Source organism: Corynebacterium sp. 5QC2CO, assembly GCF_024580435.1.
Taxonomy (GTDB): domain Bacteria; phylum Actinomycetota; class Actinomycetes; order Mycobacteriales; family Mycobacteriaceae; genus Corynebacterium; species Corynebacterium jeikeium_D.
Genome location: NZ_JANIKI010000011.1, coordinates 1 through 24,221 on the forward strand (window position 1 = coordinate 1; position 24,221 = coordinate 24,221).

The window sequence follows — 24,221 nt, forward strand, 5'->3', positions numbered from 1 at the left end:
CTTTGGGTTGATGAAGCAGTGGCGCGGGCTTGCGACGCGTTATGACAAGCTCGCGGTCACGTATCGCGCGGGAGTGGTGCTTGCGGCGATTCTGGTCTGGTTACGCATATAAGAGACACGCCCTAGTTGGAGGCCACCGATCTCGTTGATCGCAGTGGCCGCTGTGCGGCGGAACCGGTGCGGGGTAACGTCGGGAACACCTGCGCGGTCCATGACGTCGCGAAGCTGCCTCCGGACGTTGTTCGTCGTATGCGGAGTACCGATGCGGGTCGAGAACAGCAGCGCGTCAGGGTGGGTGAACCGGATCTGCTCCAACCTCTCCCGGACTGCGCGGAGCGTGAAGCTTGGAAGGGCGACTCGGCGCACCGAACGGGCCGTTTTCGGATGATCCTGCCGATGCGTGGGCTCCCCCTTCCTGCTGATGATCGTGCCGCAGATCCTCACTGCAGGGATCGGCGCGTCGAGGTCGAGATCCCCGAGACGAATCGCGAGCACCTCACCGATACGGGCCGAAGTGCCAAGTAGCACCTCCACGATCTGACCGAGTTGCCCATCTGGGCGCGGACCGGCCGTGACCTCCCGCTGCTCCCACGTCCTGATTCCAGACCGGATGGCTGCGATCTCTTCCCAGGAATAGACGTCCGGCGTTCGAACCGGACGGCGCAGACGCGAGACATGATCCATCGGATTGCGTGACAGGATTTCGTGGCGGACCGCGAGAGCGAGCGCGAGGCGGAGGACGACACGCGCTTGCCGGGCACGGTTGTAGCTCTGCTTCGCGAGTTGCTTGAGGAAGTAGTCGCAGCGCGCGACACCGATCTCGCGGAGTGTGACTTCCTTGAAGAATGGGAGGACGAGAGTTCGCATGTTCCGCTCGTATAGGAGCCGGGTGGTTCGAGAGAGCCGGTCCTCGAGCTCCATGTCTTCCAACCAGTACGAGACAAGTGCGGGGAACGGGCTATCTGCGGTCATACCGGAGAACCCTGGCTGGAAAAGGTCTCGCTCAGCGAGCTTCTTCTTCAGAGCACGTTCGGCTGCAGCGCGGGTGTCGGCGGTGACTTGGACGTGGCGGCTCTTGCCGTCCCAGTCGCGGTATCTCGTGCGGGCAACATACCGCTTCTGGACGGTGCGGGAGGTCGCGATAGTGCCGAAGGTGCCGATGGGGGTACGGGGTCTAGCCACGAGTCGCCACCCCCGTTTCCCAGGGCTGGTCGTCTGGTGAAGTAGTGCTGACGCTATCGAGTTGTGGAGATTGCATCCCTCAAGTCTGAAGAGTCTGCACTCAATGACGAATTTCCCGCTTGCAGCGACGAGGTCTGCACTCGGTGCTCACAGATACGGGTATGAGCGAGCCGGATGAGGCTCCACGGCCCGATCCAGAGGAATTTCATCCCGTTCCACAGCAGCAGGAGGAACAGCAGGTAGAGCGCCTGGTTCCAGCCGTACTGGATGAGGGTGATGCACATGGCGGCGGCGAAGAGGTAGATGCCGCCGAACAGCATCGCTGGGACACCCCATTTGAGGCCTCGGCGGGTGCGGATCTTGTCGAGCAGGATGTTCGTGGGCATGCGGCGGCGCAGGAAGATGCGGGTGCGGACGCTGGCGTTCCACAGACGCTGCATGAGATTCATGATGGCCTCACTTTTCACACGGGAGCACTTCGATGTGGCTGGTCCTGTGTGGTGAGTGCCCCGAGGCTTCTTGGGGCGGTCTGCTCCGCCCGACGTCAGGCTTCGCGCGTGGTCTGTCCTGCCATTTCGCAGTCTACGCTGCTCGGTTGGAGTGCGGAAGAGCGGTGGAGTTCCGCTTGCGGATTGGAGTGGAGAAGCGTCAGAAGGAGGAGCCCAGCGCAGCCTTTTGCTCATGGGAGGTTTCGTGCCAGGTGTCGGCGATGAACTGCGCGACTGCAACAGTCGAGTTGAACACGAGGCGTGCATGTCGTGGAGTCGCGGGGCTCTCGTTGACGGAGCCATGCCCGTCGCCGATTGAGTTGCGTGCCTCCGCGACGGACTGCACGAGAGTGGAGAGGGCGCGCATCGCTTTGCGGAGGGCGTCGCTGCCGCGCTTGCTGCCGTCTACCGCGTCGGCATTGATCGCGAGTGCCGATGCGGTGCTTGCGAAAAGAGCCGGGAGCTCGTCTCGTTCGGAGAACTCGATATCCAGATCCGTGAGCACGATCTTGCACTGGCTCTCGAGGAGGTTCTTGCAGGAGGAGATCGCCGCAGCGGGATCTGAGCTGAGGTCGCGGTTGATTAGATCGAGGTGACGGCGCAGCACAGAGTTCTCGGTGAGGTCGGGCGTCTTGGCGAGCGTTAGCTCGGTTGGGGCGTAATACGCGGAAATCTGACGCCAGCCATAGATGATGCGATCTCCGAAACGGTCTGTCTCGATGAGCTCATACCCATCTCGGCGGAGGGTGTCATTGTAGGCAGCGACCATCGCGGCAGCGGCGTCTGGATCGTCGCGGACAATGGGATGGACTGTCTCGGCTAAGAAGTTGAGGAACGTCTCGTCGCTGCCGTTACGAAGCTGGAAACGGTCGTCGTTGAAGACCCAGTCATCCTCCCAGTCCCAGTTGTTCACCATGTGCTGGTAGATGTCGCCGCTGGCAGTGCGGTACCTGTGGTCTCTGCTCGGCAGCTCCTCCAAGTCGTAGAGCCGGGCGAGGAACTGCGGATGCTGCAGCCGCCCCGACCAGTCGTACTCGGAAAGCGAGAGCCAATCGAACACGTTTGAGCGCGTCTGGCGAGAGATCCGCGCGCGGTTCGTTGGCGTCATGCACTAAGAATATCGGCCGCATACATCAGGAAATCGACCGCCTCTGACTCCGTCTGGACCGCACTTCCTCCGGGGAGTGCTCGGTCTGCTGAAGGCTCACGAGCACGCCCTGGGCGCGTTCGTAGTCGACGCGCTGAGCATCGTCGCCGGGCACCGCTCCGAGTGGGCTGCTCGAGGTGACGCCCCACCGGTCGCGGTACGCAATGACCGCCCGTGCCGCAGCCTCACCCTCTGCGGGAGCGGTCTCGTCGAGTCCCGTCAACCAGGGCTCTGGCTGCTTGAGGAGCTTCTCGACCAGGGCATCGATGCGCTGCTCCATGAGCTGCTCCCGCTCGTCGAGGGCTTGCCTCATCGCGGGATCGGTGATCCCGGTCGCGCGCGGGACCAGGCCGGCGATCATCCTGGCGGTCCGCTGCGGAGCAGGCTGGTAGGCCGCCGTGATGCGCTGGAGCCTGTAACGCAGCAGCGACCCGAGATCCTGCACCTCGTCCAGTCCTCCAACATGGATGATGCGCGGGAGAAGACTGTCGATGTCGTGCCCGTCGGCTTCGAGCCTGCGCAGCTCGGTGGTGAGGATCCCGAAGGCGTCTGTCTCGACGAGCTCGTCGATCGTCTCCGCCGTGAGGCCTCCGGCGTGCAGGAGGGCGATCCAGCGTTCCTGTCCGGCGACTTGTGCGATGGTGTCGTACTCGGCCGCGCGTTGCTCGAGTGAGCCCCAGAAGTCCTGCTCCACGGTGATCGTGTCGTGTGCGGAGAGCTCTGCGCCAGGGTGCTGCAGGATCCCGTAGAGGATGCTCCGGGCGGTGTTCTGCAGGTCCTCACGGTGCTGATGCTCCTCGAGGTGATGCTCGTCGGTGGCGACGTAGACGCGGTTGGATTCGCGGCCGCGGGTCATCGCGACGTAGAGGGATTCTCGGGTCACTTCCGGTGAGTGGACGACCGCGTGTGCGGTGTCGACGGTGGCCCCTTGGGCACGGTGCGCGGTGACGGCGTAGCCGAGGTCGACGTGCTCGGCGACGTAGCTCACGGGCAGCGTGATCGTGGTGCGCCGCTTCGATCCTGCCCGCCGCACGGTGAGGGATCCGTCGTCGTTCGCATGGGCGACGTGCCAGCGGTCGCCGTTTTTCACCCAGCTTCGCCCGAGCGAGAGGCGCCGATTGTTCTCGCGGGTGATGATGAGATCTCCGCGGGAAACTTCGTTGCCGTCATGGAGTTTGACGCCGTCCACAGCGACGTCGCCCTGGAGGATTCGGTCGGTGCGGGCGCGGGTGTTGAGCGCAGAGACCGTGTCGAGGGTTTCCGCGATCAGCACCGTGCTCTTTCCCGCTGCGAGGTCTGTGCGCCAGGCTTGGTAGGCGGCTTCGAGAATCTCGTCATATCCGCCCGGCGTGACGCGCTGGTGCACCCGCTACAACACGGTGCGCCGGCATTCCTGGTGTAAATATCTCACCCCTGCGGTGTTTGAGGAGAGCGGACTTGCTATCCTGAAACCTGCTTCCTGACTAAATCCTCCGTGTCTACTATCCGGGGGTCGGGCCCGGACGCTCCTGGCGACACTCTAGACATCACAACTAGCCCGACAATCGTGAGAGGATCGGACGATGGAGTTTTACGACACCGACTTAGCAGCGATTCAGCAACGTATCGTTGACCATCTACTTACCCACGATCCGGGTAAGGTGCTCGGAGCGTACCTATACGGCTCAGCTGCGAGCTCCGGGTTACGATCGCGAAGTGACATTGACATCCTCGTGCTCACCCAAAGTTCACTCAACAGGACTGAACGACAGGCTCTGATAGCACTGCTGCTTGGGATCTCCGGCTGGATTGGCCACGCCGAGACTTTCCCTGAGGCGACCAGCGAACGACCGATCGAGCTCACGACTCTCGCTGTCGGGGAGTCATGGACAATTACCGAGGCACCGGTCATCGACTTCCAGTACGGCGAGTGGTTACGAGAAAGCATGTGGCGGGGGAACCTGCCGCAACCGACCGTCGATCCAGATGCACTTACGCTCGTCGCTACCGCTCAATCAGCGAACGTTCGGCTCCTAGGAGCACCGCTCGGGGACCTGATTCCACCGATACCCTCAGCGCTGCTGCATCATGCGGTCAAGGCTGTCATTCCCGATCTGATGGAAGAGATCATCGGCGACGAGATGAACTCGCTTCTAACTCTTGCCCGAATCCTCGTCACACTCGACACTGGTCAGATCGTCTCCAAGGATGCCGCCGCCGACATGATCGCCCCGACACTGAACGACGCGGATCGGGCGCTGATGGAACTTGCCCGTGACGTCTATCTGGGAAACGCGCCAGATTCCTGGACTGGCTACGAGGAAGGAGTTCTTGATCTCACCCAATTGCTTGCAGAGCGGACGTGAACCCTCCGGCCAAAAAGAGTCAGCCCCGGCGACGCTGTTCACAACATTCCGGGGAAGTACAGCTAGGACGGGTAGGGCACTCCGGGCTTGAGTCCACGCACCTACTGCGGTGCTGTTGCAAACTCGCGTTTTCGACGAAAACGGCGGATCCGGTACCAGCGTTGCGCTGCACACTAACAAATAGTTAGTTATCTGGAATTCCTGTTTGCAACAGCACCCGGTCGCGCGTTCTCGCCACTGGGAGGTGAGATCGCTGAGAGAGTGCTGCTGCTTCGGGGGCCGAGTCTCGAGCGTGGCCTGCTGCCGGAACTGCCACACCAGCTTCGGGGACGGCTGCCTCCCGTGCTTCGAGACGTAGTCGTCGACCAGCCGGTCTTTGACCTGCTCGATATCGCGAGTACGGGAAGAGAACTCGTCCATCAGCTCCTGCGGCACGCCAACGATCTCCCACGCCGTGGAGCGCCCCGCACCGCGCTCACGGGCTTCCCACCCGACGCCGAGGATCTGAGTGAGATGGTCCGAGAGGACCGCGTTGTAATGCTCCGATAGGCCGGTGACGGCGGCGTGGATAGCGCGAGAATCGAGCGTGCGCCACTTCCCGTCATGAGCTGCTTGCACGCGGTTGGCGACGACAATGTGCGTGTGGAGTTGTGGATCCGCGGCCCGAGAATCGTAATGATCGTAGGCAGTCGCAATCACACCCCGCACGTCGACTTGCGCGACGGCGCCACGCGCCCCTTTCGCGCCGACCCTGGTCATCGCGACGTCGCGCTCGAGTAGGGCGATCATGTCTCGGATCGCTGCGTGGTGAGCTTGGGCAATGAGTGCTTGCGTGCCGCCGTCGGCAACTGCCCAGAGGGTCGAGACGGACTTCGGGACCGAGAACGTGAGATCGAACCCTGCGACCGGCGCATTCGTTGGCTTCTGTGCTTCCTCCGCCTCGATCAGCGCTTGCTGCGCGGTACGCTCACCTGCGGTAAGGGACTTCGGGAGCTGATCGAGGCGGCGCTGCGTCCGCTCGCCCGCGGTGGCAAACTTTCGGTACGGACGCCCCAGTTGCTCGCCGCTGTTCGGATCCTGCCCGTGCCCCATGAGGCGCCGTAACTGCTCCTCGCTCACCGAGGCACCGACGGCGATCTCTCCGGCGAGTCCTGGGAGGCCGGCCCCGAGCCAGATGCCGGGAGGCGTTCCTGCTTCAAGGTAGTACCTTGTCAGCGCTGACGACGCATCGCGATCCCCGTCGCCAGCGACAACTGCGTTCAGCAGGTACCGGTACCCGTCCCCAGCGGTCATGACCCTGATCGAGATCGTCACACTGGGCAGGTGCGCCGCAGATCTTGGGATCTACCCTCGGAAGGCGGAGAGCGCGATGTTTGCGTCAATGCAGGGAGATAGCGAAGAGCGCGCTTCAACGGAGATGCTCGAATGGGTCCACGACGGATTGGACTCCGTGGTCGCGGCAGACGTAGACGATTCACACGCCGTACCCGTCGGCGCCGCTCGGCTCGGGGTCGCATTCTGCGCGGCAGACGTTACAGAGCCGGTGCTCGTTGCTCCCCCAGACCGTGACCTCGATATCGTCGGGGATCTCCATTCCGTCGAACTCCATATGCGGAGGTTAGCTGTCGCGGATTGAGTCGTGTCAAGATGCGGCACCGATGCTAAACCGCCGTTACCTATGGTCATCGCGCCGGTCACGCACTCGACGCTTAGTTCTTGAGGTACTCGAGGACGGCGATGACGCGCTTGTTTCCTGTGCGCTCGTTAAGGTCGAGCATGGTGAAGATGCTGCTGATGTGCCGTTCCGCGATCGCGACGCGACATGCATACGGTCCCTGATTTGCTCGTTAGTGAGCTCCGTAGCCATGAGCGAATCGTCAGTATCGCGGAGGAGGTGCTGCGGGAGCGGGAAAGGATTGACATTACTGACGCAGAGACCCAAAGCGCGAGCATCCCTCATCGCTTTGATGCCAGCCCTTCAACCATTGCAACTAACCCGAACTCGAAATCTAGGTCTTGATCGACAGGCTCACATCCGTTGTCGAGCGCTGTTTGTTCTTCTAGTACGAAACCGACCGTATAGCGGCTGATAGCCATGAGAGCTCGGACCGCAGAGACCTCAGCGAATCCTTCGGACACGAGAAACTCGATCTGACTTTCGGGGGCATCCGAGCCCGCTGGCATCTGGTCACTCTTTTGACGGTGAAACTCTGCGTGCAGCCGTGCTCCATCCCGGACTGCCAGAAGCGCTGTCCGGAAGCTCCGCGCGTTGCGCAGGAGAAAGTCGTCCCAGCGCTCCCCTGACTCTGGGAGTGAGGCGTGGTGTTCGCGATCAAGCACATCAGCTGCGAGCGATCCGAGCAGGTGGCCCTTTGTCCGAAAGTGCCAGTAGAGCGCTGGCTGCTGCACCCGCAGATGCGCAGCCAGCGCCCGCGTGGTGAAACCGTCGATCCCCGTGTTATTGAGCACATGCCTCGCACCGCGCAAGACTGCTGCACGATCGAGTCGCGCTTGTTTCTGAGCCATGCTTGCACTTTATCATCGATAACTTTATCGTTGATAAGGTGTCATCTCTCACTTCCGCTCGTGGCTCGTTGGCCACGGTCCTCATCACGGCTAGCCTCGACGCCGCCGGCATGGGCCTGGTGATGCCGATTCTCCCCGCACTGCTACGCGAGGCAGGGGTCACCGCTGATGCGGTTCCGCTGAACGTCGGAGTGCTGATCGCGCTCTACGCGGTAATGCAGTTCATCTTTGCCCCCGTACTGGGAACACTGTCGGACCGATTCGGCCGCCGCCGGGTGCTGCTTGTTTCCCTGGCCGGTGCGACCGTCGACTATCTCGTGCTCGCCACGACATCCGCTCTGTCGGTGTTCTATATCGCCCGTGCAGTGGCTGGGATAACCGGAGCGACCAATGCGGTCACCGCCACCATGATCGCCGACATCACGCCACCCCACCAGCGCGCCAAGCGTTTCGGTTTACTCAGTGCCTGCTATGGCGGCGGAATGATCGCGGGGCCAGCCATGGGTGGACTGTTCGGTGCCATCTCGCCACATCTGCCGTTTTTGCTCGCTGCTCTTCTCTCAGCGAGCAATCTGGCACTCACCTTTATCTTGTTACGCGAGACCCGTCCTGATTCCCCTGCGCGCTCTGCGTCGCTCGCTCAGCATCGTGGTCGCCCCGGCCTCAGCGCGGTGCCTGGGATTACCTTCCTATTAGTCGCATTCGGCCTTGTTCAATTCATTGGGCAGGCTCCAGGTGCGACCTGGGTGCTGTTTACTGAACACCGCCTCGACTGGAGTCCCGTCGAAGTTGGAATCTCCCTGTCCGTCTTCGGGATCGTACAGGTTCTCGTGCAGGCCCTCCTTACTGGCCGCATCGTGGAGTGGATCGGTGAGGCAAAAACAGTCATCATCGGGTGTGTTACCGACGCCTTGGGTCTCGTAGGCCTGGCGATTGTCACTGACGCATTTTCCATGGCGCCTATCTTGGCGGCACTGGGGATCGGTGGCATCGGCCTCCCCGCTCTGCAAACCCTTCTCTCCCAGCGCGTCGATGAACAGCACCAAGGGCGCCTCCAGGGTGTGCTCGCCAGCATCAACAGCGTCACATCGATCTTCGGACCGGTCGCTTTCACAACGATCTTCGCGCTCACTTACATCAACGCCGACGGCTTCCTCTGGCTCTGCGCCGCAGCACTCTACGTGCCCTGCGTGATTCTCATCATGCGTGGTACAGCAGCGTCCCCGAAGTTCGGCTCATGGGCGAGCGGCGACTCGATGTGAGTTGTGAGACGTGAGCAGGAGCAACACGGCGGCGACACTGCTTCGCCATGGCCGACTAGCGAGACGGCGCCACCGGGAAACTCGGCATCATCTACCAAGGACAGGTCAGCTGGGAGCCTGATAGACCCATCGAAATGTGCGTGCCGATCGCGGAGAAAGGCCGGGCGCATCGGATCGAGCCATAGCACCATGAGTCTTCACGGAAGTGCGTTGACGGAGACTTCGTTGTGAACCGGGCCAAGGGAGAGCTGGAGGCCCTCTCCGAGTGGCTTGCCGATGACATGAGCTGGACGCTCATCGAGAAATCCACACACAGCGGCCCCAGTGCAGCCCGAGAGGTGCGCCCGCCGTTCTCCCGAGCGGGTGGAGGTCATTTCTGTCGTCACCCACGGACGACGCGCTTCCTGCGACGGCTACCTCGAGGCTGGAGGAATGCGCGTCCGTTTCAGCCATGCGTTCCGCTTCGTCAGCACCCCCAAGACCGCGATGATCGCAGAACTGCGACGCTACTGCATCGAGACGCAGGTTGACTGAGGCCTGTGCGGACAGCACGAACGACCCTTAAGCCCGTAATCTGGGAACCGCAGAAACTACCCGATCGAAACGCAACTACTTTGCCGGCCCTACGGGGTTGGCTCGCGGTCGTCGTCCTTGGCCGCGACCGTGCGCAGGAGGTGCTTGTAGCCATCCCTCGCGATCATCACGCGCATCGAAACCGTCACGACGCTACTGCCTTCGACGATCAGGGGAGCGGGGACTGATCGCGGACGCGCTGTCCACTTTGGTTAAAAGATTGCGCCGCTGTAGACGACCGCCATCTAGGGCGTGTCTCCTAATTGTGGGCCTGTGCTCGAGCATGATTGAGGTGTGTCACAACGGTCTAGATTTACGCAGTTCACGAATGCACAGTGGGAGCGAGTTGAACCACTTCTGCCAACGAATGAGGGCCGTAAAGGCCGCCCGTTTGGTGATAGCCGCCGCGTTGTAGAGGGCATCATCTACCGGTACCGCACCCGAATCCCGTGGCGAGATCTCCCCGACCGGTATGGTCCCTGGCAGACGGTGTGGAAGCGGCATCGCCGCTACGCAACCGACGGCACCTGGGACCGCGTATTCGCGCACATCCTCGCCGAGGCCGATGCAGTGGGCGACATTGACTGGAACGTGTCAATCGACGCGACGATCAACCGTGCTCATCAGCACGGTACGAACCTGCCGCGCCCTGATCAGGACACAGGGGGCTCTATCGAATTACAAGAATCTGCCGTTATGCGAGATTGAACCGGCAGGTCACGGGATCGGGAGATCACGCGGAGGGTTGAGCACGAAGGTACATTTTGCTGTCGAGGGGCATGGCCGGCCGCTGTCGATTGTGGTGACGGGCGGGCAACGCCATGATGGCGCGATGTTGCAGGAAGTCCTCGGCGATATTCGGGTCCCGAGAATTGGGTGCGGGCAGGCGCGGACGCGCCCTGATGCGTTGCTTGCTGATCGCGGGTACACGTCACGGGTGAACCGCGCGTATCTGCGTGAGCGCGGCATCGCCGCGGTGATTCCGGAGAAGTCTAATGAGATCGCTGCCAGGAAGCGTAAGGGTCGTGCTGGCGGGCGACCGCCCGGGTTTGATGCGGAGCTGTACAAAGACCGCAACGTGGTCGAGCGGGCCTTTGGGTTGATGAAGCAGTGGCGCGGGCTTGCGACGCGTTATGACAAGCTCGCGGTCACGTATCGCGCGGGAGTGGTGCTTGCGGCGATTCTGGTCTGGTTACGCATATAAGAGACACGCCCTAGTACTGAACAGTCGGCGTGTGCGATCCATGACCTTTTTGGTCACCACAACGAGCAAGCGCTCGTCCACGGGGCGGGTAGCGACTTTCTTGGTGAACTGGTCCTCGGTGTAATCGTCGGCACGCGCCACAAAATTGATAGCGCCTTGCTTAACACGGATGTTGAGGGACTCACACTGATTGATGTACTCGCCGTCCAACTGGAGACGAAGTGGGGCAGTAGCGGTGAGCTCGATGTGCTGGACGTTGTCGACGCGTCGTTCGCGGGCTTCGATGTGGAAGGGGGAACGCAGTCGCGTGAAGAAACCGGCTAAATTGGCTGCGGCGACAAGTCCCGTCACTCCCCTCAGGGAAGTGAAGCCATAAAAGCCCAGGCCCCTGCGTAGGGACACAGTGGGGTTGGTGACGATGGGGAGGTCGCCGAGGAATGTCCAGGGATTGGAGTTGGACACCACGGCCATTGCGAGGTCACGGCCAAACTCCGTGCCGTCGATAGTTGCGGTGATTTGTGGCGGGCTTTTGCGCAACTGATTCCATGCGGTGAAAATTGCCGGCAAATAGCGCACGGCTTTAGCGCGGGTACCGTTTTGTCGGAGCTGTTCCATGGTGGAAATGACTTCCGCATCGATGCCGATACCGGCATTGACCACGAAGCATCGCTCCGCTGCATGTCCAACGCTGATAGTGCTGCGGGTTCGGGAGCGCAGCAGGCTTGCGATGTACCACGCGGCATCTACGGGGTCGCGGGGGATACCCAACGCACCTGCCAAGACGTTGGCGCTGCCGGTGGGAATTGCCGCGATGGCAGGCAGTTCAGTGGCAGGCAGTGCGGAGAATGGGTTGGAGTTCATGAGCCCATTGACAATCTCGTTAATGGTTCCGTCGCCGCCGAGGGAAATAATGACGTCGTAATCGCGAACCGTTTTTCCCGCCACCATTTCCGCAGCATGGCCAGGGTAGGCGGTAAACATGGATGTCAAGCGAATCCCCTCGACCGAGCGAAGCGCCCGCACAACGCCGGGCATACGTCGAGCAGTGTTACTGGTCGAATTCGGATTGGAGATTAGCAACGCACGCACAGGCACCAAGATTAGTGCATGAGCAGACTTGTGATGGGCGCATTGGCCGACTTGCCTCCAGGGTGTATTCATCAGTTCGCACCGGGCTAACATGTAGGGCGTGAGTAACCAGAAAAACAGCAGCAATGCGCCCAAATCGCGTACTACCGAACAGCTTGCGGCAGCCGACGGGCCGATGGCCGCACCTCCGGTTGTCATGGTCGGTGCGTGGATTGGTGTCGCCGAATGTGCCCTCGGTCTGGGCTACGGAATCTTCCTTCTGATTCGTGATTTGATGGGGTACCGCGACGAGGCCGCGGTCATTTCCGGTTGGGGTACCGCGCTGTGGTTCTTTCTTATTTTCGGCGCTGTTCTCGCTGGTGCGATTATGTTGCTGCGTGGCGCCCGATGGGGGCGCGGACCGATTATTATGCTCAACCTCTGCTTGCTGGGCGTGGCCTATTACATGTTCCGCTCGAGCGCTTTTCTGCTTGCTCTGCCGACGGCGGCAGCTTCAATTGCTGCGCTGGCCTGTATGTTTAGTCCGAAGGCGGTTGATTGGGCTGCCCGCTCTTTTTAAGCTTCGATGGCGAACGCGTCGACTGACTCACCGCGCTGAACCAGCAGTGTGTCACCGACAACCGCCAGGCGCACGGGCACTTCCGGCTTGTCCGCATTATTTGCATGAGTGGATTTCGCAGCTGCAGGCAGCGGGAGCGTGCCGATAATTTCGAGAGTCTTGGCATTCAATACCGCGACTCCGTCAGCGACTGGCATGAAGACATGCTCACCCCATGGAGCTGGGGTTCCTGTGGCCTCAGGAAACTCGAAATCCGGCGCCAGGGTGCTCGGGCGGAAGCCAAGTAAACCACGTGGCGACCACCACGTCATGTGATGGGGGAGATCCGTTGTAAAAGGCGCACGCGGGGCATCGCCCGGGGCATCGCCGTCGGAGTTAGCTTTCGCCGGCGCTGGGCGCAGGGTAGTCTCATCCAGCGCCAATTCAGTCAGCATCGTGCCGTCCATACGAAAAACTCGGATGCGATTGTCTGACAGTACCGCCGCCGTGTCCTGGCCAACCGATACCAGCGACATATCCGCAGTTACCGGACCAATGTCAATATCGCTCTTGACCTCCGGCTTCCGAGATTCCTCCGGATTTGCCGCCTGCATGACCAGGCGTCCGTGACCATCGCAGTTGTTTACGAGGGCCAGCAGCTCCACGCGCGTGAGCGCACTGATAATCGAACACTCTGGATGTGGCTGCATCTTCGGTTCTGGAGACGCTGGAATCTTGCCGTACTCGACTACTCGGACCAGGTCAGAGCGCCACAGCTCCAGGAATCCAGAGTCGTAGACACCCGCGTATGAATTCGAGCGCACGACGGCAGGGCTGTCAGCCGCAATCGATTTACGGGTTGCGACATACTGCCCCGAGTCGGGGTTGAGTGCAACGGTCTCACCGCAGCCTGCTGCCCCACGAAAAGTCGCGAAAATTTGGCCATCACTGCCCGAGAGCGCACACAGCGGAATATCTCGTCGATAGTGCCAGCGCTCCGTGCCGTCGTTAAGCGAGATAGCACGCACGCCTCGGTCCTCAGCAACGATGAGGGAGCTGTCCATCACCAGTGGTGCCGGGGAGATGGTGTGCGTGCTTGTGCTTGCCGACGATTCGGTGGACCACACCGGCCGGAGAGTATGTGGCATTGCCTCCGGATTGTTCGCGGCTGGGGCTTGCGCTGTGCTGCTCGTCGGTATCGTGGATTCAGTGCGATCGACCTTACGGGCCGGTGAAGCGAGCCATGTCCAACCGATGACTAGCACTACGGCGATGATGAGAATTGCTGATGCGATTCGATTGCGACGCAGTCGGGTCTTTGCAGTGGTGGGCTCAGCGTTGGCTTGTGGTGACTGCAGCACGGTTGGAATGTCCTGTCGACGAGTGGTCGTGGCGAGAGGTGAGGTGGGGGAGTTGGCACGCGCAGCAGCCTAGCTGCGACGATGAGAATTGGAGTGGCCGTCCCGCCTTGAGCTGCGTCCATGGCCGCGATTGCGATGATGGGACTGTGAGCGGTTGTTTCGAGGGCCTCTTCCGCCACGCCCGCGAGGTGGCCTGGAACCCAACACCGGGCGGGCTGGCCCGACCTTCTCATCGATCCCCTTGGGGATGTCTAGAGCCTCGGCGAGCTCGGGGGAGGTGGAAAACCACGTCGGAATCTCGGCCATGTCCAGGTCGAGAGCATCGGAAATAGCCTTCCACTTTGTGGTCTCATCCCAGCCGACGAGCGTAACGGCGACACCGCTGTGTCCCGCGCGGCCGGTGCGGCCGATGCGGTGGACATAGGTCATTTCGTCATCGGGAACCTGGTGGTTGATGACGTGGGTGACATCGTCGATATCGATACCGCGAGCCGCGACATCGGTTGCGACCAGGACGTCGACGTCGCCATTGCGGAACGCCGTCAGTGAGCGCTCACGTGCAGGCTGGCCCATGTCGCCGTGGACGGCAGTGACCAGGAAGCCACGCTCGCCGAGTTGCTCAGCAACGGAAGCGGCGCCACGCTTCGTGCGAGCAAAAATGATGGTGCGACCACGACCGTTGGCTTGCAGGATGCGGGCAATGACCGAGACCTTATCCATCTGGTGCGATTGGAAAACGATCTGTTTAGTGGTCTCGTGGACTGTGGCCTCTTCCTCGCCTGATTCGGCGCGGATGTGCACCGGGCGATTCATAAAGGTACGTGCGAGAGTCAGAATTGGGCCCGGCATTGTTGCCGAGAAGAGCATGGTCTGACGTTCATCTGGAACCGCAGCCAGAATCTTCTCGATGTCCGGCAGGAAGCCCAAGTCGAGCATTTCGTCGGCCTCGTCGAGAACCAAAATCTTTACGCCTGACAGCTCTAGATTATTGCGCTGGTAAAGATCGATGAGACGGCCGGGAGTACCGACGATGATGTCCACACCGCGGTCTAGCTGTTCAATCTGTTCCTCATAGGGGCGGCCACCGTAAATAGTGCACACACGCAGGTTGGTCGAGTGCGCAGCGCGGGCTAAGTCCTCGCCGACCTGCACACATAGCTCACGGGTGGGAACGATGATGATTGCGCGGGCAGTGCCATCCGGTTCTGGAATGCGGGCGTCATCAAAGACGCGGTCAATAAGGGGGACACCAAAACCAAGAGTTTTTCCCATTCCAGTACGGGCTTGGCCGATGATGTCCGTGCCGTCGAGCGCTAAGGGCAGCGTCAGTTCCTGGATGGCAAATGTGCGGGTGATTCCTTCGTCGGCGAGTGCGTCGCAGATTTCCGCGGCGACCCCCAATTCGACGAATGTCGGGGACTGGGACTCTGCCACGGCGACTCCTTTGCTGTTTGTAACCTCACGTGACACGACGGCTTAATCGGTCTCTCTAATCCTAGCCGCTTTGGGAATGGTTATGATGTCACCTATGGACTTCACTATTGGATTTGCAGACAATACGCGTGAGCTGAACATTGAAAACGTCGCTGGTGGTGAGGAGGTCAAGGCTGCGATCTCCCAGAAGCTGGCTGCTGGCGAAGGTGTGATTGAGCTCAGCGACGGCGCTGGTCAGGAGTACTTGATTAATGCTGACAAAGTCGCCTACGTCCGTACCGGTAACAACGCAGACCGTAAGGTTGGCTTCTTCGCCTAATGACGCAAGAACCCTTTCTCGTACGCATTGCAAGGAGCTGGGGGTGGCGAGCCTATGCCATCCCTGTACTTGTGGTGCTCACAGTCATCATTCTCTTCGACATCTTCACTGCTGAAGATGATTCTTCAGGTTCCGGCAATGGCACTGTCGCCTCGCAGAGTGGCAATGGTCGCCCTGGTCCGGTGCCTGGTGAGGGATACGGTGATGGTTACGAGGGAGGGCAGTTGCCACCCGGTCCGGCCTTTGCCACGGAACCCTCGGGAAATTTTAAAGATGTCACTGTGGCGCATCCCCGGGTCGGGGAGGGGCGCGACAATGCGGTCAGGTATTCCGTGGAAATTGAAGACAACATTGATGTTCCTTCGATTGGTGGCGAGCGCGCCTTTGCAGAGACGGTGAACTCGATTCTGGCCGATCCACGTGGCTGGACAGCTGATCCAGATTTTTCTTTCGAGGCAGTGTCTCGCAATCAGGATCCGACGATTGTCGTGCAGCTTTCTTCGACTGGAACCGCACATCAGCTGTGCGGCAACACCTTGGGAATGGAGACCTCCTGTTACCTGTCTGGGCAGCGGGAAGGTGAGCCTGGGCGCGTGGTCGTCAGTATCGCCCGGTGGGTTCGAGGTGCCCTGCCTTTTGAGGGGGACCTGGGATTGTATCGCCAATACCTTATTAATCACGAGGTTGGTCACGGACTTGGGTACGCGGTTCACGAGCCCTGTCCGAGGGACGGCGGTATCGCGCCAATCATGATGCAGCAGACCCTGAGCGTGTCGAACGATGAACTGCACGAAATCGACAGCAGCGAGGTCTATCAGGTCGATGGCAAGACGTGTTCTGTCAACGGCTGGCCGTACCCATTTGGGGCGGACGACGATACGGCCGCACCGACTCAGAAAGCAAGGTAGTAGCAGATTATGATTGCCACTCCTCCCGACCGTGTTTTAGAGGCCTTTGGTGCCCAGGGCGAGCCGCATCGTGCCGGGCGAGCTTGGGACAATGGCTGGGTCTACGACGATTCCATTGTCCTTTCGCCGGTACATAATTCGGCGCAGGCGCTGTGGTCTGCAAAGGTTCGCAGTGCTCTAGATGTCGATGGCGTCCGAGTGGCGAAATCCGTGCGTACCAGTGACGGCCGCTTGGTTATTGCTGGGTGGCAGGCTCGTCATTTCATCCCGGGGGGATTCGCGCCACGTGCCGATGAAACCATTGTTGCCGCTGGTCGCGTGGAAGAGTCGCTTGCCAGTATTGAACGGCCACAGTTCCTCCTTGATAAAGAGCCCGATTACTTCGTCATGTGTAATCGCGCAGCTTGGGACTCTGACCCAATCGGCATCCTCGAGCAGCTTCTCGATGCGGATAGCGTCCCCCGCGCCGATTGTGCCGAGGCTCTCACGATCTCCGGTGATCTTCTCCAGTTGCGGGCAGAGATGGTTGTGCCAACGGAGCTTCTGCAGGTCTGTCACGCAGACCTCGTCGGCACGCTGCTTTACGACGGCACGGCCGCCCCGGTTCTCACCGATATCGTGCCAGCGTGGCATGTCCGTGGTTGGACAGCTGCCTTGGCGGCAGTGGATTGTCTGTCCATGATGGGGGCTGATGAGGAGCTACTGCGGCGCTTCGATCACCTGCCGGATTTCGGTCAGTTGCTCGTTCGTGCGATGTGTTATCGACTTTTTGTCCACGCTGTTAGTCCAGAATCGCAGCCGGGTGCGTATCGCGGTCTGTTCCGCGCGGCTTCGCTAGTTCGCGCGTTTGTGTCTAAGTAACGCCGGGCAGTATTTACGGGAGTTTTTGGGGCGGGGGTATTTTTCTCCTTATTTCGAATGGGTGTTCGAGTATCGGTCCGGAGGTTGTGCCACAATGGTGCATATGAACGTAGATGGAATGCCGAAGGTTCGGTTCGTCCAGGAGGAACCTCCTCGTCGTCGGCAGTGGCTGGGTACTGCGGTAGAGGCGCTTTTCCCTTCCCATAATCAGGCGCTCGTGGTAGAGAACAAGCTTGTAAACCAGTCTGTTGTGCGCGTTTTAGGCGGCCCAGGGACTGGTAAGAGTTCGCTGCTGGCAGATCTCGCGGTGGACTACATGCAGGCGGGCATTCCGGCGGACAGCATTTTGGTGGTGTCACAGTCAAAAGAGGCCGCTGCGGAATTGAGGCGGGATATTGACAGGCGTTTTGCCTCTGAACTGGGGGAAGGCGGTTCGGTCGGGGCAGGCCAAGGTGGCATGGTGCGTGCTGTGCATTCACTTGCCTATGCAGTAGTACGTGATGCCGCCGTCAGTCGAGGAGAGCCTGAACCATCGTTGACCACTGGTGCACGCCAAGATGCTGTCGTGCGGCAACTTTTGGCCGGTCATGCGGAAGATGGTGGTGCGTATTGGCCAGAGCGGTTGCGCCCGGCTCTTCCATTAGTCGGTTTTTCCCGTGCGGTTCGTGACTTTCTGCTGCGTGCAGCTGAGCGGGGGATTGATGCCCCGAGGCTTCAACAGCTCGGTGTGGACTATGGCATTGAGTCGTGGTGTGCGGCTGGCAAGTTTATGGCGGAGTATCAGCAGACTATGCGGTTGGCGTGGGAGCCCAGTCTGAACGCAGCAGAGATTGTCTCTGCGGCATTGATGGAGCTGGATACAGACGCGCAAGCACTGGCTCGGTGGGGAAAGTCGGTGGTGTTGATCGATGATGCTGAACACCTATCCCCGGAGGCTGCACGTCTTGTGGATCGGTTTGTGTCGCAGGCGGCGGTGGCCGTCATTACTGGTGATGAAGATCAATCGGTTTTCCACTTCCGCGGTGCTAATAATGACTATCTCCGGGGGACTGGTGAGGTCGAGTACAAGGCAATCCACTTGCAGCAGTCTTACCGCTGTAACGCTGATATCGCAGATTTAGTCAACGCGGTTTCTCAGCGCTTGCCTAATGCTCCTGCATATCGTGGCATTGTTGGTTCAGTTGGAGCACAAGAAGCTAGTGAATCCGAAGTCGGAAACAACAGCGAGGCCGGCGCCGCGGAAAACTCGTACGCAGCTAAGAGTGCAGTAAAAATAGCTATTCATCCTTCTGAACGTGCACAGCGAGCCACAGTCGCGGACTACTTCCGGCGCCTTCATATCGACGAGGGAGTGGCATGGAAGGATATGGCGGTCATCGTCCGGTCCGGTGCAGGGGAGTCCTCTCTGTTCCGTGCGTTGTCGCGTGCGGGCGTGCCTGTGCAGATTGACCCAACGGACATCGTGCTAAGTCATCAGCGATTGGTGCGAGCGCTGATGGTGGCGTTGCGGGCAACTATGAACCAGCTCGATGACGTGGAGTGGGACGAGTTCCTCTCCGGCCCATTGGTCAACATGGATCCGATCGTCAAAGAGCGTCTGCTGCGCGGAATCCGAAAGGCCGACCTGTTCGGCGGGGCCGCGATGACTCAGCTCATCGGAATCTTGAAGGCAGAGGGACTCACAGCTGAACAGCTGGAGCTTATTGAGTCTCTGTCGCAGCGTGAACGTCAGGCGCTGCAGGTGCCGCTGGATCTGTTGAGCGCAGCTCGTGAAGCGTTGCGCGATGGTGTGGAAGCAACTTTGTGGGCAATTTGGCAGTCCACTGGTTTGGCAGACCATCTGGTGGCGGCATCGTTGCGCGGCGGTACAGCTGGCGCATCGGCTGACCGCGATTTGGATGCTGTGATGGCACTGTTCGACTTTGCTGGTGACCGTGTGGAGCTGAATCCAAAACTGACGGTTGACGGTTTTATCGCTTCTGTGGAAGAGCAGGAGCTGCCCATCGGCGCACGTGACCGTAGCGGGGTAGAGCGCGATGCCGTGCGCATTCTCTCAGGCCATGCGGCTCTGGGCAGGCAGTGGAAAGCAGTAGCGGTTGTCGGAGTCCAGGAAGGCCAGTGGCCCAGCCTCGGTGTGACTGGCTCGGTGATGAAGCAGAACGAGTTCATCGGTCTCGTTGATCACGGAATTGAGCCGCGGGAGTACATCAATTCCATGGCGGATGCGCTGGCGGAGGAACGTCGTTTGCTGCACGTCGCGGTATCACGGGCGAGCGACAGGGTACTGCTGACCGCAGTCGATTCTCCTGACGATGTTGGAGTTCCCAGTCCGTTTATTATCGAGCTCGTTGAAAAGCTCGGTAATTCGGGGACGGAGCTGGTGAAACAGTCGGAAGCCTCGTCGTCTGCGAACGGAGTCGGGGCTACGGCTAATGAAGCAAACGCCGGCAATCCGGATGTTGCAGAGGCAGAAAATGTCGCATGGGCCGGTGAAGGCCTGCCACGGGTGCTCTCTGTGGAGTCACTGCTGGCAGAACTGCGTGCAGCCGTTGTGGACGATGCGGAGACTGAGACGCGGCGTCGACAAGCTGCACGTCAACTCGCGCGATTGGCGCAGGTTGAGGTTGCTGGCGCACATCCAGACACCTGGTGGGGGCTCCGTGCACCGTCGACTTCGAAGCCGGTAAATGACAAGAAGCCGATGAGGATCAATCCCTCCAAGGTGGAAGCAACCCTGAGTTGCCCGCTGAAGGCCATGTTGGATAAATCAGCACCGACATCGGCCATGTATCTGGGCTCCCTACTGCATCAGGCGGTAGAAGCAGTCGCCAAGGGAGTGACTGTGCCTGAGGCTCAGTCTGAGATCCGGCGTGTTTTTGGGGACCTGTCCGATGATCCGGAGTGGCGTAAGCGTACTGAGGAAGAGACCTGGTTGACCGGGCTGGAGGATTGGCAGCGGTGGATTGAGACTAAGAAAGATATCGGAACCGAGGTCCCAGTAAATGTCAACATCAACGATGACATCGTGATTGTCGGACGAATCGACCGGTTGATTGAAGACGCTGATGGTGCAGTTCAAATCGTCGATATTAAAACCGGTAAGACAGCGCCCTCCGGTAAAGAAGTAGAAGGACACGCACAGCTAGCTACATATCAACTGGCGCTGTCGAAGGGGAAGCTCGTTGAAAGCGGAGATGGGCTCGCTGTGGACAACGGCGAAGGCATTGAACAATCTGGGGCATACCTGGTATTTCCGCGAAAGTCACACAATAAGACCATTATCACTAGCCGCGAACAGTCAAAGCTCACGGAAGACAAGTTGGCTGACTGGGAGCGTCGCGTAGAGCAGGTAGCACGTGCGACGTCTGGCCCGCGTGCCTTGGCGCTCGCTGGTGATCATTGCAAGTTCTGCACGCTTTCGAAGGCGTGCCCGGCAGCAGAAGGGAATCGGTAGTCATGTCGGAGGAACGAACCATCATTGATCCCGTCACCCTGTCGGAGATGATGGGGCAGGACTTTCCGCCCACCCCGCAACAAGCGGCGGTAATCGGTGCACCGATGGAACCAATGCTTGTTGTCGCCGGTGCCGGTGCTGGTAAAACAGCGACAATGGCTGCCCGTGTTGTGTGGTTGGTCGCCAACGGCTTTATCCGCCCAGAAGAAGTTCTAGGTTTGACCTTCACCAGGAAGGCAGCGCGCGAGCTCGGCGTCCGTATCCGCCAACAGCTGAATGCGCTTGCTTCTTCCGCTGCATTTCGTGCACAAGCTTCACCAGAGGTGCTAGCAAGCCTCGAGGTCATTGCCCCAACCACGCTTACTTACGATGCTTATGCCTCTGAAGTCGTGAGCAATTATGGTCTTTTGCTGCCGACGGAGCCGGGGGTCACCATTATGGATGGCGCGACGCAGTGGCAGTTGGCCTGGGAAACAGCTCGCAATGTGACCGAAATTGATGTCGATATTGCACCATCAACGCTGGCTAGTCGCATTATTGAGCTGGGGTCGAACATCGACTCAAACTTATCTACCCCGCAGGCGATTCGCGAGGAAACCGAAGCGTTCATCAGCAATATTGAGCAGACCCCGCAGAAGGGTAAACGCGAGGGACTAATTGGCGATCTACAGGGCATCGTCGATAAGCAGCGGGAGAGATTAGAGATTTTGCCGCTGGTAGAGCAGGTTCGAGCTCGGTGCAATGAAGAAAATGTCGCCACCTTCGGTATGCAGATGGCTCGGGCGGCCCGGCTAGCCACCGACTTCGCGGAAGTCGGGGAGGAGGAGCGGCGTCGCTTTAAGATCATCATGCTCGACGAGTACCAGGACACGTCGCACACACAGCGGCTGTTCCTGCGTGCGCTGTTCTCCGGTGGTTGTGTCACCGCTGTCGGCGATCCGATGCAGGCAATTTATGGCTGGCGAGGAGCAACGGCCGAAAACCTTGTGCAGTTTGTCAATGATTTTCCGCGGTCAGATGGGCAGCCAGCGGAGAAAAAGCAACTGACCATTTCTTGGCGAAACCCGCAGTCAGTGCTGCAGCTTGCTAACGCAGTCTCCGACCGTGCTTTCGCGGGGCAGGCTCGTACGGTAGAGGCACTGGATGCCGGCCCAAAAGCAGGTCAGGGTGAAGTGCAGCTTGCTTTCACCGCAACCGGTGAGGAAGAAGTTGCATACATCGCAGATTGCATGGAGACGGAATTACGCGAATGTGAAGCAGCTGGCAACAAGCTCGATGCCGCCATCCTGGTTCGGACAAATGCTGAATCGGCTGTCTATTTAGATGCACTGTCTGAGCGGGGTGTGCCTGCAATCATTGTGGGACTCGCTGGATTGCTGCACTTGCCCGAGGTCATGGATCTCACCTCGGTGATGAAGATATTGGTCGACCCCAGTTCAGACCCGGATGCTCTGCGTCTGTTGCTCAGCCCACAGTTCAATTTGGGTGCCGCGGACGTGGAGGCACTTCGCACTCGTGTAGACCAGCTGGCAATGGCAGGCAAGGACGAGTTGGCCCGAAAGAAGGGCAATGTCGAAGAGACTTCAGACTCCTCACCGCTTTCCCAGCTCGCTCGCCAGTATGACAAGCTCGTGGAAGATGCCGAAGCAGCATCGTCTGCGGTGGGGCTGGGGCACGCCATCGCCGACCCGGATATTCGTTTTTACGACGGCACCCCGCTGGCGCGCGGCAGTGTGGAAAAAAATGGGCGGTTGGTCTGTAGCGAGTCACTGAACTACACAGATGAAGCAATGGCGCGCATCGCACAGTTGGGTGCAAGCCTACGAAAACTACGTCGGTTCTCGCTGAATAAGCCTCTGCCGGAACTGGTCGAGGACATCGCTACTGAGTTTGGAATTCGCGTAGAAGCAGCGGCTGGACAGTACGGTTCCGCTACTGCGATAACCAGGCCGACGACCGCGCATCTGGATAGGTTTGTCGATATCGCTGCGACGTATTCTCAAAATATCTCGGACGATGTGACAGGGTTTTTGAACTATCTGGAATTCGCTGTCGAACACGATGATGGTTTGGAACGGGCACCTATGAACATGCCGGAAAACTGCGTCCAAATCATGACTATGCACAAGTCAAAGGGCTTGGAGTGGGAAACGGTTGCTGTTCCGGGCATCACCACTAGCAAGTTCGACAGAGTTGATTTGTCATCGTGGCTCACCAATTCAGTTCAGCTTCCTCCTGGCGCAATTACTCAAGTGGATCCGCTAACGGCTAGTGCAGAAACAACAGAGGATGCAACGCAGCTTGCAGCAGGCGATTGGGCTCCTGTCGCTGATTCTGTCGATAGCAACGCCCCCGAACTGGACATATCAGGCACCGATAACCAGACCGACCTCAACAAGGTGATCAAAGCCTACAAGGAAGAGCTGCGAGAAGTGGAGAGGGAAGAAAAACAGCGCCTCTTCTACGTTGCCATGACTCGCTCCGCGAAAAAGCTCATTGTCACTGCAAGCAGGCGGCCTAATCCGAGCTTGAAGAAACCCACCGACGTGTCGGCGGACTTCGCAGCCATCGCCACTCAATTCAGTGACTATGTGGTTTCGTGGACAGATGGGGAGGACCCTGAGGTAGAGGACACTGAAGTCGATTTGGACTGCGACACTGCGGTTGATGGGGTGGTCTGGCCCGTCGATACCCTGGGCAACCGCCGAGATAGTGTGCAGCGAGCAGCCGAAAGCGTCATGCGCTACATGGGCGAAGACCAGAATGAGCGCCCCATTGCAGGTGACCTGTCTGAGGTATGGGAAACGGAAACGACCATTCTTGTGGATGAAATCCTTCGAGCTAAGGCCGCGGAGATTCATCTACCAATGCCGACAAGCATGTCCACTAGCGAATACCAAGCCATGATTGCGGATCCGGTCGCGTTTGCTCGTCGGAAAGCACGCCCGGTGCCGTTTAAGCCAAACCGATTCGCGCGCCGAGGTACGGCATTCCACGCTTGGTTGGAGAATCGCTTCGGTGCACACAGCCTGCTGGACGATGAGGATCTCTTCGGGGATCAACTGGATGACTTCCTCGGCACAGAACAAGTCGCGTCCGAACGCGAACTGGAGAAATTGAAGGCGAACTTCGAGGCATCTGAGTGGGCTGACCGCACGCCAACGCATGTAGAGGTGCCGTTTGAAATTGCCATCGGGCAGAGGCGGGTCGTCGGCCGAATCGACGCGGTGTTTAACGACAACGGGAAGTGGAGCGTCATTGACTGGAAGACAGGCCAGATGCCGCGCGGAAAGGAAAGGGAAGTAGCGGCGCTACAGCTGGCGATTTACCGCCTGGCGTGGTCGGATAGGCTGCGCGAGATGGGAATGGAAACTGCCCCCGAAGACATTGAAGCCGGGTTCTTCTACGTTTCGGCAGGACGGACGCTAATACCAGATGAAGCGCTACTGCCAAGCAGGATAGAGTTAGACAGGAAAATGCGCGAGCTGATTGGATAATCATCTACGTATGTAACTGCCGCGTGGCCGTGG

The 24,221-nt window shown here is 59.6% G+C and carries 18 protein-coding genes and 2 pseudogenes; 10 read left to right on the forward strand and 10 right to left on the reverse strand.

Annotated features, from left to right (window positions below):
• Positions 1–39: 39 nt before the first annotated feature.
• From NQ014_RS08845 to NQ014_RS08860, 4 genes are all read right to left on the reverse strand, one after another.
• On the reverse strand, positions 40–1,182 hold the full coding sequence (locus NQ014_RS08845) for a tyrosine-type recombinase/integrase (RefSeq protein ID WP_239299764.1): 1,143 nt from the start codon (positions 1,180–1,182) through the stop codon (positions 40–42).
• A 53-nt stretch (positions 1,183–1,235) separates the two neighbouring features.
• Positions 1,236–1,631, reverse strand: coding sequence for a hypothetical protein (locus NQ014_RS08850; protein WP_010154750.1), 396 nt, complete (start codon positions 1,629–1,631; stop codon positions 1,236–1,238).
• Positions 1,632–1,830: 199 nt separating this feature from the next.
• Positions 1,831–2,778, reverse strand: a complete 948-nt coding sequence (locus tag NQ014_RS08855) for an abortive infection family protein (protein WP_081473272.1) — start codon at positions 2,776–2,778, stop codon at positions 1,831–1,833.
• Between the two features lie 25 nt (positions 2,779–2,803).
• The gene (locus tag NQ014_RS08860; RefSeq protein WP_257074890.1) at positions 2,804–4,183 is read right to left on the reverse strand and encodes a hypothetical protein; all 1,380 of its coding nucleotides are present in this window, start codon (positions 4,181–4,183) and stop codon (positions 2,804–2,806) included.
• A gap of 196 nt (positions 4,184–4,379) precedes the next feature.
• On the opposite strand from NQ014_RS08860, the gene NQ014_RS10990 reads away from it, so the two are divergent.
• Complete coding sequence (locus NQ014_RS10990) at positions 4,380–5,162, forward strand: aminoglycoside adenylyltransferase domain-containing protein (RefSeq protein ID WP_257072335.1); 783 nt, start codon at positions 4,380–4,382, stop codon at positions 5,160–5,162.
• 231 nt (positions 5,163–5,393) lie between these two features.
• Here the strand turns inward: NQ014_RS10990 and mobF are convergent.
• Positions 5,394–6,476, reverse strand: a pseudogene (mobF, locus tag NQ014_RS08865) (MobF family relaxase); the annotation flags it as partial.
• A 55-nt stretch (positions 6,477–6,531) separates the two neighbouring features.
• Between mobF and NQ014_RS08870 the strand changes: the two are divergent.
• Positions 6,532–6,798 carry a hypothetical protein gene (locus tag NQ014_RS08870; RefSeq protein ID WP_141751971.1) on the forward strand — a complete coding sequence of 89 codons (267 nt, stop codon included), beginning with the start codon at positions 6,532–6,534 and terminating at the stop codon, positions 6,796–6,798.
• A 320-nt stretch (positions 6,799–7,118) separates the two neighbouring features.
• On the opposite strand, the gene NQ014_RS08875 is transcribed toward NQ014_RS08870, so the two are convergent.
• On the reverse strand, positions 7,119–7,688 hold the full coding sequence (locus tag NQ014_RS08875) for a TetR/AcrR family transcriptional regulator C-terminal domain-containing protein (protein ID WP_010154754.1): 570 nt from the start codon (positions 7,686–7,688) through the stop codon (positions 7,119–7,121).
• 38 nt (positions 7,689–7,726) lie between these two features.
• On the opposite strand from NQ014_RS08875, the gene tet(33) reads away from it, so the two are divergent.
• On the forward strand, positions 7,727–8,950 hold the full coding sequence (gene tet(33), locus NQ014_RS08880) for a tetracycline efflux MFS transporter Tet(33) (RefSeq protein ID WP_257037108.1): 1,224 nt from the start codon (positions 7,727–7,729) through the stop codon (positions 8,948–8,950).
• A 197-nt stretch (positions 8,951–9,147) separates the two neighbouring features.
• Here tet(33) and NQ014_RS08885 read toward each other — a convergent pair whose 3' ends face one another.
• Complete coding sequence (locus NQ014_RS08885) at positions 9,148–9,324, reverse strand: hypothetical protein (protein WP_168164038.1); 177 nt, start codon at positions 9,322–9,324, stop codon at positions 9,148–9,150.
• Between the two features lie 493 nt (positions 9,325–9,817).
• Here NQ014_RS08885 and NQ014_RS08890 point away from each other — a divergent pair.
• Positions 9,818–10,727, forward strand: a pseudogene (locus NQ014_RS08890) (IS5 family transposase).
• Here NQ014_RS08890 and NQ014_RS08895 read toward each other — a convergent pair.
• The gene (locus tag NQ014_RS08895; RefSeq protein WP_257074896.1) at positions 10,716–11,816 is read right to left on the reverse strand and encodes a diacylglycerol kinase family protein; all 1,101 of its coding nucleotides are present in this window, start codon (positions 11,814–11,816) and stop codon (positions 10,716–10,718) included. The pseudogene NQ014_RS08890 and the gene NQ014_RS08895 sit on opposite strands and share 12 nt — an antisense overlap.
• 100 nt (positions 11,817–11,916) lie before the next feature.
• Here NQ014_RS08895 and NQ014_RS08900 point away from each other — a divergent pair, with 100 nt between their 5' ends.
• A complete protein-coding gene (locus NQ014_RS08900; protein WP_257074898.1) occupies positions 11,917–12,375 on the forward strand; it encodes a hypothetical protein in 459 nt (152 codons plus the stop codon).
• Here NQ014_RS08900 and NQ014_RS08905 read toward each other — a convergent pair.
• Together NQ014_RS08905 and NQ014_RS08910 are read right to left on the reverse strand one after the other, a co-directional pair.
• The gene (locus NQ014_RS08905) at positions 12,372–13,715 is read right to left on the reverse strand and encodes a PQQ-like beta-propeller repeat protein (RefSeq protein WP_257074899.1); all 1,344 of its coding nucleotides are present in this window, start codon (positions 13,713–13,715) and stop codon (positions 12,372–12,374) included. The two genes, NQ014_RS08900 and NQ014_RS08905, sit on opposite strands and share 4 nt — an antisense overlap.
• 69 nt (positions 13,716–13,784) lie before the next feature.
• Positions 13,785–15,149, reverse strand: coding sequence for a DEAD/DEAH box helicase (locus NQ014_RS08910; protein WP_257074900.1), 1,365 nt, complete (start codon positions 15,147–15,149; stop codon positions 13,785–13,787).
• Between the two features lie 94 nt (positions 15,150–15,243).
• Between NQ014_RS08910 and NQ014_RS08915 the strand changes: the two genes are divergently transcribed.
• From NQ014_RS08915 to NQ014_RS08935, 5 genes are all read left to right on the forward strand, one after another.
• Positions 15,244–15,468, forward strand: coding sequence for a DUF3107 domain-containing protein (locus NQ014_RS08915; RefSeq protein WP_246820028.1), 225 nt, complete (start codon positions 15,244–15,246; stop codon positions 15,466–15,468).
• Positions 15,468–16,376 carry a DUF3152 domain-containing protein gene (locus NQ014_RS08920; RefSeq protein WP_257074902.1) on the forward strand — a complete coding sequence of 303 codons (909 nt, stop codon included), beginning with the start codon at positions 15,468–15,470 and terminating at the stop codon, positions 16,374–16,376. Before NQ014_RS08915 ends, NQ014_RS08920 begins: the two co-directional genes overlap by 1 nt.
• A gap of 9 nt (positions 16,377–16,385) precedes the next feature.
• A complete protein-coding gene (locus NQ014_RS08925; RefSeq protein ID WP_257074903.1) occupies positions 16,386–17,237 on the forward strand; it encodes a TIGR02569 family protein in 852 nt (283 codons plus the stop codon).
• 103 nt (positions 17,238–17,340) lie between these two features.
• On the forward strand, positions 17,341–20,691 hold the full coding sequence (locus tag NQ014_RS08930) for an ATP-dependent DNA helicase (protein ID WP_257074904.1): 3,351 nt from the start codon (positions 17,341–17,343) through the stop codon (positions 20,689–20,691).
• A 2-nt stretch (positions 20,692–20,693) separates the two neighbouring features.
• Positions 20,694–24,188: an ATP-dependent DNA helicase gene (locus NQ014_RS08935; protein ID WP_257074905.1), complete on the forward strand. Its 3,495-nt coding sequence runs from the start codon at positions 20,694–20,696 to the stop codon at positions 24,186–24,188.
• Positions 24,189–24,221 lie beyond the last annotated feature (33 nt).

What these genes read in the sequence shown, in the direction of transcription:
- NQ014_RS08850 (WP_010154750.1), bottom strand. Translation starts at nt 1,631, where the DNA reads ATGAATCTCATGCAGCGTCTGTGGAACGCCAGCGTCCGCACCCGCATC.
- NQ014_RS08855 (WP_081473272.1), bottom strand. Translation starts at nt 2,778, where the DNA reads ATGACGCCAACGAACCGCGCGCGGATCTCTCGCCAGACGCGCTCAAAC.
- NQ014_RS10990 (WP_257072335.1), top strand. Translation starts at nt 4,380, where the DNA reads ATGGAGTTTTACGACACCGACTTAGCAGCGATTCAGCAACGTATCGTT.
- NQ014_RS08870 (WP_141751971.1), top strand. Translation starts at nt 6,532, where the DNA reads ATGTTTGCGTCAATGCAGGGAGATAGCGAAGAGCGCGCTTCAACGGAG.
- NQ014_RS08875 (WP_010154754.1), bottom strand. Translation starts at nt 7,688, where the DNA reads ATGGCTCAGAAACAAGCGCGACTCGATCGTGCAGCAGTCTTGCGCGGT.
- NQ014_RS08885 (WP_168164038.1), bottom strand. Translation starts at nt 9,324, where the DNA reads ATGACCTCCACCCGCTCGGGAGAACGGCGGGCGCACCTCTCGGGCTGC.
- NQ014_RS08915 (WP_246820028.1), top strand. Translation starts at nt 15,244, where the DNA reads ATGGACTTCACTATTGGATTTGCAGACAATACGCGTGAGCTGAACATT.
- NQ014_RS08920 (WP_257074902.1), top strand. Translation starts at nt 15,468, where the DNA reads ATGACGCAAGAACCCTTTCTCGTACGCATTGCAAGGAGCTGGGGGTGG.
- NQ014_RS08925 (WP_257074903.1), top strand. Translation starts at nt 16,386, where the DNA reads ATGATTGCCACTCCTCCCGACCGTGTTTTAGAGGCCTTTGGTGCCCAG.
- NQ014_RS08930 (WP_257074904.1), top strand. Translation starts at nt 17,341, where the DNA reads ATGAACGTAGATGGAATGCCGAAGGTTCGGTTCGTCCAGGAGGAACCT.
- NQ014_RS08935 (WP_257074905.1), top strand. Translation starts at nt 20,694, where the DNA reads ATGTCGGAGGAACGAACCATCATTGATCCCGTCACCCTGTCGGAGATG.